The sequence below is a fragment of the Thalassobacillus sp. CUG 92003 genome (assembly GCF_013618635.1).
In the GTDB taxonomy this organism is placed as follows: domain Bacteria; phylum Bacillota; class Bacilli; order Bacillales; family Halobacillaceae; genus CUG-92003.
Map to the genome: position 1 here is coordinate 71,730 of NZ_JABLSJ010000004.1, position 12,427 is coordinate 84,156.

Sequence of the window (12,427 nt, forward strand, 5' to 3'; positions counted from 1 at the left end):
CCTAAGTGGGAGATACCCTTACTTATAGAGCATGCTTTAGAGGAGGACGTTGGTGTAATCAAACATAAAAGAGCTGCCGAGATATACTCGACAGCTCATGGGTTATTCCTATCCTTTTACGGTCTTGCGCTTTCGAATGGACTCCAGAATCAAATAGAAGGCCGGCACCATGAGCAATGTGAGAACGGTTGAGAATAACAAGCCAGACACGATTGAAACAGCTAGTGGCCGGAACAGGGCGTCTCCTGTGAAAATGATCGGGGTCAGGGCGGCAATGGAAGTTAAGGATGTCAAAATGATCGGGCGCACCCGTGCTCTCCCCGCTTCTATAACGGCTTCTAGTGTGGACGTGTAAGCTTTGCGGTTCTGTTCAATGAATTCAATTAAGATGACAGCGTTTCGTACGACAATTCCGGATAACGAAACGATGCCGAGAACGGCCAAGAAGCTGAGAGGCTGATTGAAAACGAACAACCCTACAATCGCTCCTGTAATGGCCAGAAAAACGGTACTTGTAATAAGCAGCGGCATTGTTAACGAATTGAATTGAATGGCAATCGTCAAATAAATCAAGAATAGAACAATCACGAAAAGTTTCGCCACTTCGATAAAGAATTCGGATTCCGCACTAGCTTCACCACTTTGGACGACATTATATCCTTGCGGGAGATTTTGTTGAAAATCACTGAGAAATGCGTCTGTTTCCTCCGTAAAAGTGCTTTCCCGTTCGTCTTTAGGATAAGCTTCAATGGTTAACGTCCGTTTGCCATTCAGATGGGGGATGACCGACGTCTGTTCGCTTTCGTTTGTTGTGATCACCTCATCTAACGTAAAGGAAGGAGGCGGCCCTCCGCCTTGGCCGTTTCTCGCAGTGACGGATAACGCATCTAAATTCACGCCATCTTCTTGTTCATCATCAATAGCAATTTGAAGCGGCAGCCGTTCTGTCCCATTATCAAATGTTCCAAGAGGGACCCCCGTGTTTGCCAGTTGAATGAGGGAAGTTACCTGCGATACGGGAATGTTAGACTCAGCTAAAAGCGTCCGATCTGGTTCATAATTGATGGCTGGTTGGGCATCTCCCGCATTAAGGGTAGCTATTTCCGTCGCATCCAATTCCGCAAGACCATCCCGTGCCTCTTTGGCTAACGCCGTTAGCGTATTCAGCTCCGTCCCTTGAATTTTTAGTTGAACAGGGGGAGATGGCGGCGGTCCTGAGACGATCGTCTCCATGAATATCTCCGCCTCAGAAAATTGTTCCCTTAAAGGTTCTTCCCATTTATTAATGAATGTTGAAGCACTTATGGCTGAACGATTGACTCTGACCAGCAGCTGGCCTGTGTTAGGTCCGGATCGTTCTAAAGAAGAATTGAAAATATTCGGCAGCCCTCCTCCGGTATAGACAGCTGTTTCTTGAATCCTCTCCTCCTTATTTGCCAAATAAGCTTCAATGGATTCTATCTGGGACTGGGTTTCCTCAATTGGATAACCTTCAGGAAATTCGATTGAGACGGTGACTTCAGGTCGGTCTGCAGAAGGGAAAAACTCAAACGGGATCCGAATGACCAGCAAAGCAAGCAGGCAGCATATCAATAAACCTACTCCACCTGTAACCCACGGTTTTTTTAAAATGAAAGGGAGCGTGCGGTCGGCATAACGCCGTTCGATGCCGTTAAAAACACCACCGAGCAAACCGACTTTCTCTGTATGTTTCCACTTCTTACGGTTGCGTCGTGCATACTGCACCGTCGGAATCAGCGTTAATGCAATAATCGTAGACGCAGTAATTGTAACAATCAGTGCGGTCGGCAGTGCCCTGATAAAATCGCCATTACTCCCCGATAGAAAGGTAAGAGGCAAGAAACTGAAAATAATCATCAAAGTCGACGTGAGGATAGACTTTCTGACATCCTTCACACCTTTGATGGCCCCTTCTAATGGAGCGTCACCTAATTGGTAGCGCCGTTGAATATTGTCATTCACTACGATAGCATCATCGACTAGAATACCAATCGCAATGATGATGCCGATGATCGAAATCTGATTAAGGTCTACGCCCGCATAAGGAAGCGGGATCAATCCGATAAGAATCGAGATAGGGATCGCCAAACTAACCAAAATGGCTGAGGAGAAAGGTAATCCCAACAGCATGATCAGGATGACTGCCCCTAAGGAAATCGCGAAAGAGGTCAGTAAATTCGTGAACACTTCTTCGATAATCGTACTTTGTGTATAAAAGCGGTCGAGAGAAATATTCGCGGGAAGTTCAGATTTCCATTCCTCCACGTGACTCGAGATGCGCTGTTGAAGAGAAGTAATGTTCACGCCTTCCTCCGCTAGAATTGTAAGGGAGAGGGCTGGCTTCCCTTCATATGAGATGAGATCTTCGGCTTCCTTTATTCCGGTTGATACAGAACCAACTTGGCCTAAGCGTACCGGGTTATTTTCCGCATCTTGGCCGACTGGAATGTCTTCTATTTCAGTGATTTCCGTATATTTAGGGAAGTTGAGCTGATAGATGCGATCATCCTGTTGCTCGGTTCCGATCGCGCTCGGCGATGATTCTTGATTGATGGCCTCAATCACTTGTGAAGGCGTCACCTGGTTATCTGACAACGCTTCCGGATCCAATTGAACCGTCAGCTGTTCTTCCGGGAGCCCTTTCACTTGTAAAGCCTCGACTCCATTAATGTCCGTTAATGTTTCACGCCAGTTCTCAATCCTCTCACGTAATTCATATAATTGGGCGGGATTTTCACCTAAAACATGATAGGAAGAAACGGCCGACGTTCGTAAATCGGTATTTACGTCAGGCGTTTGAGCGTCTTCGGGGAACTCTTGTGAAACGTCGGACACGACTTGTCTGATTTGAGCGTTTACAGTATTACGATTAACACTGTCTTCAAGGGTTACTGTTATATTTGAAAACCCAGTTGTAGCGGCAGAGGTCGTTTCACTGATTCCTTCAATTGTTTCGAGTTGCTCTTCAATCGGATTAACGATGCTGCTTTCGACTTCACTAGGTGCGGCACCAGGATAAACAGTCGAAATAGTGGCAATGTTCACATTGATCTCAGGAATATCGCGTTTAGGAAGTTGAAGGTATGTAAATATTCCAGTAAAGATGAACAACAGAACAAAGACCCAGACAATTTTTTTGTAATGAAGTAATCGTTTCATGGCAGGCCCCCTTTAATTTAAGTGTAACTTTATATGTTATAGATATAAGGCCTCCATACTAGTTTGTCAATCAATTAACCTGTGCGGCATAATAATTGTGGAAACGCTTTACAATTTATGCTTCATCTTTTATAATTATTTCCCCACTATGTAAGGGAGGCGGAAAGGTGCAAAAAGAACAATTAATCGAAGAAGCGATCAACATACGAAATCATGCTTACACGCCTTATTCAAAATTTCCTGTCGGTGCAGCGTTACGAACGAAGTCAGGAAGTGTTTATTTAGGCTGTAATATTGAGAATGCAGCCTATCCGGTAAGTTGCTGTGCTGAGCGTGTAGCTATTTTTAAAGCAATATCGGAGGGTGAAACCGAATTTGATGAAATGGCTGTAGCGGCCGATACGAAGCGCCCGGTACCGCCTTGTGGTTCATGCCGTCAAGTCATGAGCGAATTTTTCAATCAAGATATGCTTATTCATACGACGAATATAGATAGGCTCGTTAAAACGTTTACCATGGAAGAATTGCTGCCTTTCTCCTTTGCTCCGACTGATTTGCCTGCAGATGAGCAATGAACATGAGAATGGTTGTTACTCGGAATGAAATGCTGGTACTTAATCAAAAAGTCCGATCGATTTCGCTGAAATTGGTCGGACTTTTTATGTTTGAAAGAGATTTTCAACGACTTCTGCGTTTTTTGCGGTTACGGTGATGATAAAACGTAGAGCGACGATAAAAGGAGGCGGAGTGATGATAATCCAGCCTCGTCCGATGATACGTTAGGCCGAAGCGACGATAAAGCGCAGGTAAGCGATGATAAAGAGTGGACAACTGAGACTCGTGCTTTTTTCTTATGGTATTCTGTTTGGAGTGCAGTCATAATATAAGCTATAATGAAAGCAGGCTTTGATAAGGAGTTTGTGACATGAAAAAGGTAGTGGTGACAGGTTATAAACCTACCGAATTAGGCATATATAATGCAGATGATCCTCGTATTTTTTATATACAAGCTACGATAAAAAAGCGGCTGACTGCCTTGATTGAAGAAGGATTGGAATGGGTGTTGATTTCCGGGCAGATGGGAACCGAACTTTGGGCTGCACAAGTGGTGGCGGACTTGCGTGATTCTTACGATGTCCGCTTAGCGATTCTGCCTCCTTTTCTTAATCAAGAAAAAAGATGGCCAGAAGAGGTTCAGTTATTATATGAGGAAATGACCATGCTGGCGGATTATTACCAACCCATCTATAATAAGGAATACGAAGGTCCCTTTCAGTTCAAGCGGAAAGATCGGTTTTTAATCGAACATTCAGATGGCTGTCTCGTCCTTTATGATCCTGAGACACCAGGGAGTCCGGAATATTTTCTGAACCATGCTCAACACTATCATGATAAGGGCGGGTACCCTGTATATTACGTAACAGCGATGGATCTCGAGGATACAGTAGAAGAAATCAAGATGGCTGATCCGGATTATTGGACTCAATAGCTGCTTATGTGCTTGCATATCGCCAGGGGCGGTCTCGTGTTACCATAGTAGAATCTTGGGTCAACGCCTGCTGAATATTGACATGCGTGGTGTGTTCTGAAAAAATGTAAGTAATGTTTGTCCAACAGAGGTGAGAATATGGGTGAAAATGTAAATTTGGAAGCAAGAGAGATTCTTGAAAAAGAGTTCAAAACGTCGATGCGTGGTTATAATCAGGAAGAAATTGATGAATTTCTCGATTTGATTATTAAAGATTATGAAACATTTAATCAGGAAATTGAGCGACTTAAACAAGAGAATGAAAAGTTAAAACGGTCAACGCAAAAAGAAGAGAGTCGATCGAAGCCTCAACAAGCACCTTCACAAGTCAATTATGATGTGTTAAAAAGGCTATCGAATCTTGAGAAAGAAGTATTTGGAAATAAGTACGCTGATAATTGATACACATGCTATGACGTGACACTGAAGCTGTTGTATGGTATAATGCAAGGTAGTTTGTGTCTATGAAAAAACAATGAGAATTATTGAATACTTGGGTAATTGCTGTATGATGCGTCATACAGAGGAAAGTCCATGCTCGCACAGGCTGAGATGCCTGTAGTGTTCGTGCTTGACGAAACCATAAGTCAAGGTAGCCATACTAGGCTAACGGCAGGGAAAATTCCTACGTTCTTAATTGAATAGGGAATGACTACTTTGAAAGTGCCACAGTGACGAAGTCAAAGTAGAAATGCTTTGAGTGGAACGAGGTAAACCCCGCGAGCGAGCAACCCAAATTTAGGTAGGGGCACTCCTTTGAGGGAACTCAACCAATAAGGAGCCAGTGTAATCTGGAGATAGATGATTACCACCTGAGTACGAGGTTGACCACCGATAGCAGTACAAATGGTACAGAACATGGCTTACAAAGTATTCAATGGTCCATCGATTATTAATGTTCCCCTCTGAGCGCTTTTCTTTGCGTTAGAGGGGATTTTTCATTTAAGAGGTCCACACAAAGGGCGAACTATATTTGTATGAGAAAAAGGGGCTTTTACGAATGGGAGAAACGGTAACCTTAATCGCTACTGCTGCGATGGGGTTGGAAGCAATAGTAGCGCAAGAAATTAAAGATCTTGGTTATGACGAGGTTCAAGTGGAAAATGGCCGCGTTGTTTTTACAGCTGATGTCTCAGCTATCCCGCGTGCTAATTTGTGGCTGCGCACGGCTGATCGCGTCAAATTATTAGTGGGAAGGTTCCATGCGTATAGTTTTGATGAATTATTCGAGCAAACAAAGGCATATCCGTGGGAACACTATATTCCGGAGGACGGGGAATTTCCTGTGGTCGGAAAGTCACATAAATCAAAGCTGTATAGCGTCCCTGATTGTCAGTCGATCGTAAAAAAAGCCATTGTTGAACGATTAAAACAAAAACACGGTGTGTCTTCCTGGTTAAAGGAAACGGGTGCCTTTTTTCGTACGGAAGTTGCGATTCATAAGGATGAAGTGCTGCTCACGCTTGACACGTCAGGCACCGGATTACACAAACGGGGGTACCGTGTCGGCCAGGGTGAGGCCCCGCTTAAAGAAACACTGGCGGCAGCTTTGGTGAAAATTACAAACTGGCGAGCAGACAAACCGTTCGTGGACCCATTTTGCGGCTCAGGGACGATTGCGATTGAAGCGGCCTTAATTGGTCAAAATATTGCGCCCGGCTTCAACCGTGAATTTGCTTCTGAAGCATGGCCTTTTATTCCTCTAAATGTGTGGGATGATGCTTTTATGGAAATAGAGGAGAAGGCAAACTATGATCAGCCGCTTGATATCACAGGATCTGATATCGACGCCCGTATGATTGAAATCTCTGAAGCAAACGCTAAAGAAGCGGGATTAGGTGATTTGATCAAATGGAAGCAAATGCAAGTGCGCGATCTTAACCCTAAACAAGCCAATGGTTATCTCGTATCAAACCCACCCTACGGGGAGCGTGTTGGTGACGTGCCAGAAGTGGAAGCAAGTTATCAGGATTTAGGGACAATCATGGGTGATCATCCTTCCTGGAGTGTTTACATTCTGACATCGCATGAAGGATTTGAGCAACATTACGGCCAGAAAGCCACCAAAAAACGAAAGTTGTTCAACGGGTTTATTAAAACCGACTATTATCAATATTTTGGAAAAAAAGAGTCATGAACTAACAAAGGCCAGCTCTATGGACATTGCTCCATGCTGGTTTTTTTATTAATCATGTATAGCTGAACTGCCTATTTATAATGAGAATGTGTTAATGGAGGGGGAATGGTGCATCCGTCGCGCGTCTCTGATCCGTATCGAGCCTGAAGTACTATTTAGCCTTCAGAATATGGTAAGATTTAAAAAGGAAGAGAATCACAAAAAGGTAAGGGAGAGGTAAGAATATGGGGAAGACCGAAACAGCATTCAAACAATTATTGAAGGAACAAGCTTCTTATAATGAAGCGCTAGGCTTGATGGCCTGGGACTTGCGGACAAAAGCGCCTAAGAAATCGGTTACGAACCGATCGGAGGTCATGGGAACGTTGGCACAAAAGGTTCATGAGATTTCAACTTCAGACAGGATGAAAGCTTACATAGATGAACTGGATGGAAAGACGGAGGATCCGATAGTGCAAAAAGCGCTTGAAGAGGCCAATGAGACATACGTACGCAGCGTGAACATTCCATCCGAAGAATATCGGGAGTACGTGACGTTGCAATCTAAATCGGAGTCTGTCTGGGAGCAGGCAAAGCAGGATGATGACTTTAATACGTTCCAACCGTATCTCGAACAACTGGTTGCTTATAATCAAAAATTCGCTGACTACTGGGGATACGAGCACCATATTTATGATGCGCTTCTTCATGCGTTCGAGCCCGGGGTGACGGTAGGTGTCTTAGATGATGTTTTCCCCCCTGTCAGAAAAACACTAACCGACTTGCTCGGGGAGATTCAGCAATCAGCCGTGAAACCGGATCCTTCGGTACTGCAAGGTCATTTTCCGAAAGAACAACAAAGGGCATTCAGCCTGGAAGTTTTAAAACGGATGGGGTATGACTTTGATGCGGGTAGGTTAGATGAGACGGTGCATCCGTTTGCCATCGGGCTCAACTCAGGTGATGTACGGGTGACCACCAAATACGATGAAACGGATTTTCGCACAGCGGTCTTCGGAACGATCCATGAAGGCGGCCATGCCTTATATGAGCAGAATATCGATCCCAAATTAGCATTTACCCCATTAGCTACGGGAACGTCAATGGGGATTCATGAGTCGCAGTCACTATTTTGGGAGAACTTTGTTTCCAGAAGTGAAGCATTCTGGTCCAGTCACTATGATTTATTTAAACAGTACGCGCCTCATTCCTTCCAGTCACTAAACCTTGATCGTTTTTATGCGGCCATCAATGAAGTGAAGCCCTCGTTAATTCGGATTGAAGCGGATGAACTGACATACTGTCTTCATATCATGGTAAGGTATGAACTGGAAAAAGAATTGATAAGTGGAAATATTAAGGTAGCTGATCTTCCTGAACTATGGAATGAGAAAATAGAGCAGTATCTGGGTATCCGGCCTTCCTCTGACAAAGAGGGTGTACTTCAGGATGTTCATTGGTCTGGTGGGGCGTTCGGTTATTTTCCATCTTATGCGCTTGGTTATATGTACGCGGCCCAATTTCATAACACCATCAAACAATCCATTGATGTACCGGGAACGATTGAACAGGGGGATTTCAGTCACATTAAGACCTGGCTGACCCGGAACATTCATCAGCACGGCAAAACGAAAAAACCGCTGCAGATTTTGCAAGACGTAACAAAGGAAGACTTAAATCCTCGTTATCTGACCGACTATTTAACGGCCAAATACACTAAACTTTATGCATTATAATAGTCAAGGATACAAAAAATCGGGTTATGGTGAATCACCATAACCCGGTTTTATCTATAAAATATTTTAGCCAAGCTCTTCCATCATGCTTGGTGCATAAAGTCCGACTTCTTCATAAATACTGCCAAGGGCATCATTGAAGGCCGTAAATTCTTCTTCAGCTGCAGAGAAATCAGCTTCCATCATATTTTCATCTAACGCTGAAGCTACTTCGTTGTAATAAGCTTCCAGAGAAGACATAGCGTCCATGTACTGATCTTTCATATCGTCTGAAATGTCAGCTTCAATCGTATAGTTAGCTGCTGCTTCAGAGCCGGCTTCGGCTGCTGATTTTGCTTCTTCAGCTGCGGATTCAATTTCAGAGTCAACAGGTTCTTCTGCTCCGACTGCTGCTTGATAGGCAGAAATCTTGGACTGATACTGCTTGAATTCCTTGGTTATTTTATCCTGGATGTCTAAAATCTGCTCTTTTTCAGCACCAGCATTCTCTTCTTCACTGTTATTTTGCTCTTCTGTGTTGGTGTCGTCTTCTGTGTTAGTGTCTTCACCATCGTCAGAACAACCTGCAACGACTAGGGCTGAAGATAGACCTAGAGCTAATAGTAGTTTTTTCATTGTAAATTACCCCCATTTCATTTAGTCACAAATTAGTGTAATCTTAATTTACCAAATTGTAAAGAATTTGGCAAAATGTAAAAAAATACTGACTATTTTAGCGCAAGAAAGGAGAATATGTATGTTTTTGCCGAAATTTGACCTTGAAAATCAGTTAGCCGTGGTAACGGGGGCGACAAAAGGGATTGGTAAAGCTATCTCTGTAGCTTTTGCTGAAGCTGGAGCTGATGTCATATTAATTGCTCGTTCCTCGGACGAATTGGAGGAAGTCAGTCAACTGATAAGAGAAGCAGGCCGGGACGCCTACGCGATTCAAGGAGATGTCAATTATTATGATGATATCATTCATAAGGTAGAGGCGATCACAGGTGAGAGAAACCTCGATATATGGGTGAATAATGCTGGCATGAATATAAGGAGTGATGCTCTCGAAGTCAGTGAGGAAGAGTGGGAAACAATCATATCAACAAATATGAAAAGCGCCTTTTTCCTTTCCCAATTTGCAGCTAAAAAAATGAAAAAACAGAAACATGGCAACATTATTAATATGTCCTCTGTAGGTGGAGAAGTGGCGCTCCGTACGGGTGTGGTTTACGCCATGTCCAAAAGCGCTTTGATTCAAATGACCAAAAATCTGGCGCTTGAATGGGGACCTTATAATATTAATGTAAATGCGATCGGCCCCTGGTATTTTCCTACTCCCATGACGGAGAAACTGTTACAGGATGAGGAGTATGTTAATGAGATTCTATCAAGAACGCCTCTGAACCGAATTGGTAAGCTACCGGAAATAGCGGGGGCTGCCGTATTTTTAGCTTCTGAGGCAAGCAATTACATTACGGGTCAAACCTTGTTTGTGGATGGAGGCATGACGATCTACGGCTTTTAGGGCGCATAAACGAGGGGGATGTTTCCATACTAAAGAAAAAAAGGAGTCTCCTATGTCTTACATCCTTTCTGTTGGGACAAGCGTACCTGCCTACAATATAAAACAAGACGAGGTCAAACGTTTAGTGGAAAAGATCTTCCCTATCAGTCACAGGGAATTTCACCGTTTAGCCCCTGTATTTGACCATACATACATCAAACAAAGATTTTTTTCAGCTTCACCAGAATGGTTGTCTGAGCCTCACGGGTTTAAAGCGCGTAATGATTTATATAAAGACGTATCACTCCGTTTGTCACTTCTGGCCATTGATCGATGTTTGCAGCACACACAGTATGTGACGCGTCCTATTAAGCCCGAGGAGATTGACATGATTATGTTTGTATCTTCGACTGGCGTCACGACACCGACGCTCGATGCATCGATTATCAACCAGCGGACATTCAGGGAAGATACCAAGCGGATGCCGCTTTTTGGATTAGGATGTGCTGGAGGAGCGAGTGGCGTCGCCAGGGCACACGAATGGCTAAAGGGTCAACCCGAAGCTAATGTGCTCGTTATTTGTGTGGAACTTTGCAGTTTAACATTTCAGAATGACGATGCGCGCGTGAGTAACTTCATTGGTACGGCTCTCTTCGGGGACGGTGTTGCTGCTGTGTTAGTCTGTGGCGATGAATCAAATCTCCTGAATTGCGCGACAGGGCCAGTGCCTAAACTGTCGGTTACAAGTTCCAAAACGAAAAAAGATAGTTTGTCTGTTATGGGATGGGATGTCCTGGACACGGGGTTTAAGGTTATATTTAATAAAAGCATTCCTCAATTAGTGCATCATTTTTGGAAAGAGCACGTTGATGAATTTTTGAAGAGCATTGACGTAAGTGCAGATGATTTAACGTTTATCGTTGCCCATCCCGGCGGACGTAAAGTTTTGGAGGCTTACCAGGAAGTGCTCGGTGTAAACACTTTCCCGTTTAAGGCGTCTTATCACGTATTAAAGCAATATGGCAATATGTCCTCCGCGACGGTCCTGTTTGTTCTGGATGGCTGTATGCAAGCTTTTCCACCAAGCGGATCCCGCTCGTTTATGATGGCGTTAGGACCGGGTTTCAGCTCAGAACTGATTGGACTGGAGTGGGTGTAAGTGATGATAGCTTTTCTGTTCCTATACGGCTTTATTATTGGGCAACGTGGCCTCGAGTTAGCTTTAGCGGAACGAAATCGACGCTATATGATGGAGAATGGCGGAGTGGAGTTTGGCCGCTCCCATTATAAGTGGTTTATTATGACCCATGTCGCTTTTTTTATATCGCTCGGGATAGAAGCGTTTGTGATAAACGAACCGGTGAGCTTTTCCATAATCCTTTTCAGCCTCTTTATCGTGCTGCAGGCAGCCAGGATATGGTGTATAGCATCATTAGGCAAGTATTGGAACACACGGGTGATCGTGCTGCCGACTGCTTCTTTAGTGAATAGAGGACCGTATCATTACTTCAAGCACCCCAATTATATAATCGTCGGACTGGAGCTGCTGATTATTCCGCTTCTGTTTGAAGCATGGGTTACCGCCATAATATTTCCGATTGTGCATATTCTTTTGCTAACGGTTCGACTCCCGATAGAAAACAAAGCATTGGGAAGACCATGAAAACAACTGAGGATGGTTTTATACGTCGAACTGTCTAGTTGAGTAAATATACCTTTAGAAGATTACCATAAGCGTTCGGAATTGACGCAATAAAGCTGTGGTTTGCTTTGTGTAAATGTTCTGAAAAATACATTGCGCTCTTGTATCAGGTTTGCTATACTCTAATTAGAAATGAAAATCATTCTCAATAAGAAAGAGGTTATTGCATGATATTTCTCATCGTATTGACCGTATTTCTATACAGTGGGCTAATGGTCTGGATTTTAGCGAAAGTGGGATCCTCAGCAGCTCAGTCCGTCATCGACATGATAAATAGGCCGAAGAAACAAGCAGAAGTGAAGCATAAAGAAAAATATGAACGATTGATGTCAGCCAGGTAGCTCACCTGGCTGTGAGACTGTCGAGAAAGTCTTGACAGTATAGTTTTTTCCTTGAACTTTTATTTTTCACCTCGTTAATTGGGGGGCATGACAACGAACTCTTAAAGCGTGGTTAGTATTGCAGGTTCGTTAAAGTCGGCTTTCAATAGAATAATGGGTTTATAAAATTTGAAAGGAACAATATAGCATCGCAGATTCCAAAAGACTGCGTGAGCTATGGCGTAGAAAGGAAAATATCCGTGAGCAGGCATTACGGCCAGCTGTCTTTCAGCCCATGAAAAAGATTGCCCTCCATCTAAAATTGGTGGGCTAGGTGAAGGATAGTCTTTTTCTGTTTTAAA

General features: G+C 43.7%; 11 protein-coding genes and 1 other RNA gene. 9 read left to right on the top strand and 3 right to left on the bottom strand.

Annotated features, from left to right (window positions below):
- Nucleotides 1-108: 108 nt before the first annotated feature.
- Nucleotides 109-3,180: an efflux RND transporter permease subunit gene (locus tag HOP45_RS07190; protein ID WP_181348333.1), complete on the bottom strand. Its 3,072-nt coding sequence runs from the start codon at nt 3,178-3,180 to the stop codon at nt 109-111.
- A 167-nt stretch (nt 3,181-3,347) separates the two neighbouring features.
- Here HOP45_RS07190 and HOP45_RS07195 point away from each other — a divergent pair, with 167 nt between their 5' ends.
- From HOP45_RS07195 to HOP45_RS07220, 6 genes are all read left to right on the top strand, one after another.
- On the top strand, nt 3,348-3,755 hold the full coding sequence (locus HOP45_RS07195; RefSeq protein ID WP_181348336.1) for a cytidine deaminase: 408 nt from the start codon (nt 3,348-3,350) through the stop codon (nt 3,753-3,755).
- Nucleotides 3,756-4,105: 350 nt separating this feature from the next.
- Nucleotides 4,106-4,669 carry an SLOG family protein gene (locus HOP45_RS07200; RefSeq protein WP_181348339.1) on the top strand — a complete coding sequence of 188 codons (564 nt, stop codon included), beginning with the start codon at nt 4,106-4,108 and terminating at the stop codon, nt 4,667-4,669.
- A 138-nt stretch (nt 4,670-4,807) separates the two neighbouring features.
- Nucleotides 4,808-5,110: a cell division regulator GpsB gene (gene gpsB / locus HOP45_RS07205; protein WP_181348342.1), complete on the top strand. Its 303-nt coding sequence runs from the start codon at nt 4,808-4,810 to the stop codon at nt 5,108-5,110.
- Between the two features lie 87 nt (nt 5,111-5,197).
- Nucleotides 5,198-5,579: RNase P RNA component class B (gene rnpB, locus HOP45_RS07210), an RNA gene on the top strand.
- Nucleotides 5,580-5,708: 129 nt separating this feature from the next.
- Nucleotides 5,709-6,845: a THUMP domain-containing class I SAM-dependent RNA methyltransferase gene (locus HOP45_RS07215; protein ID WP_181348345.1), complete on the top strand. Its 1,137-nt coding sequence runs from the start codon at nt 5,709-5,711 to the stop codon at nt 6,843-6,845.
- Between the two features lie 224 nt (nt 6,846-7,069).
- Nucleotides 7,070-8,560: a carboxypeptidase M32 gene (locus HOP45_RS07220; protein ID WP_181348347.1), complete on the top strand. Its 1,491-nt coding sequence runs from the start codon at nt 7,070-7,072 to the stop codon at nt 8,558-8,560.
- 66 nt (nt 8,561-8,626) lie between these two features.
- On the opposite strand, the gene HOP45_RS07225 is transcribed toward HOP45_RS07220, so the two are convergent.
- Entirely contained in the window at nt 8,627-9,175 is a 549-nt protein-coding gene (locus tag HOP45_RS07225; RefSeq protein WP_181348349.1) for a hypothetical protein, read from the bottom strand.
- Between the two features lie 121 nt (nt 9,176-9,296).
- On the opposite strand from HOP45_RS07225, the gene HOP45_RS07230 reads away from it, so the two are divergent.
- From HOP45_RS07230 to HOP45_RS07240, 3 genes are read left to right on the top strand one after another with little or no spacing between them, the layout of a single operon-like run.
- Nucleotides 9,297-10,064, top strand: coding sequence for an SDR family NAD(P)-dependent oxidoreductase (locus tag HOP45_RS07230; RefSeq protein WP_181348352.1), 768 nt, complete (start codon nt 9,297-9,299; stop codon nt 10,062-10,064).
- Nucleotides 10,065-10,116: 52 nt separating this feature from the next.
- On the top strand, nt 10,117-11,202 hold the full coding sequence (locus tag HOP45_RS07235) for a type III polyketide synthase (RefSeq protein ID WP_181348355.1): 1,086 nt from the start codon (nt 10,117-10,119) through the stop codon (nt 11,200-11,202).
- A 3-nt stretch (nt 11,203-11,205) separates the two neighbouring features.
- Entirely contained in the window at nt 11,206-11,706 is a 501-nt protein-coding gene (locus tag HOP45_RS07240) for an isoprenylcysteine carboxyl methyltransferase family protein (RefSeq protein WP_181348885.1), read from the top strand.
- A gap of 297 nt (nt 11,707-12,003) precedes the next feature.
- On the opposite strand, the gene HOP45_RS21000 is transcribed toward HOP45_RS07240, so the two are convergent.
- Entirely contained in the window at nt 12,004-12,078 is a 75-nt protein-coding gene (locus HOP45_RS21000; protein ID WP_181348886.1) for a sortase B protein-sorting domain-containing protein, read from the bottom strand.
- Nucleotides 12,079-12,427 lie beyond the last annotated feature (349 nt).

What these genes read in the sequence shown, in the direction of transcription:
- HOP45_RS07240 (WP_181348885.1), top strand. Translation starts at nt 11,206, where the DNA reads ATGATAGCTTTTCTGTTCCTATACGGCTTTATTATTGGGCAACGTGGC.
- HOP45_RS07220 (WP_181348347.1), top strand. Translation starts at nt 7,070, where the DNA reads ATGGGGAAGACCGAAACAGCATTCAAACAATTATTGAAGGAACAAGCT.
- HOP45_RS07235 (WP_181348355.1), top strand. Translation starts at nt 10,117, where the DNA reads ATGTCTTACATCCTTTCTGTTGGGACAAGCGTACCTGCCTACAATATA.
- HOP45_RS07230 (WP_181348352.1), top strand. Translation starts at nt 9,297, where the DNA reads ATGTTTTTGCCGAAATTTGACCTTGAAAATCAGTTAGCCGTGGTAACG.
- gpsB (WP_181348342.1), top strand. Translation starts at nt 4,808, where the DNA reads ATGGGTGAAAATGTAAATTTGGAAGCAAGAGAGATTCTTGAAAAAGAG.
- HOP45_RS07215 (WP_181348345.1), top strand. Translation starts at nt 5,709, where the DNA reads ATGGGAGAAACGGTAACCTTAATCGCTACTGCTGCGATGGGGTTGGAA.
- HOP45_RS07200 (WP_181348339.1), top strand. Translation starts at nt 4,106, where the DNA reads ATGAAAAAGGTAGTGGTGACAGGTTATAAACCTACCGAATTAGGCATA.
- HOP45_RS07190 (WP_181348333.1), bottom strand. Translation starts at nt 3,180, where the DNA reads ATGAAACGATTACTTCATTACAAAAAAATTGTCTGGGTCTTTGTTCTG.
- HOP45_RS07225 (WP_181348349.1), bottom strand. Translation starts at nt 9,175, where the DNA reads ATGAAAAAACTACTATTAGCTCTAGGTCTATCTTCAGCCCTAGTCGTT.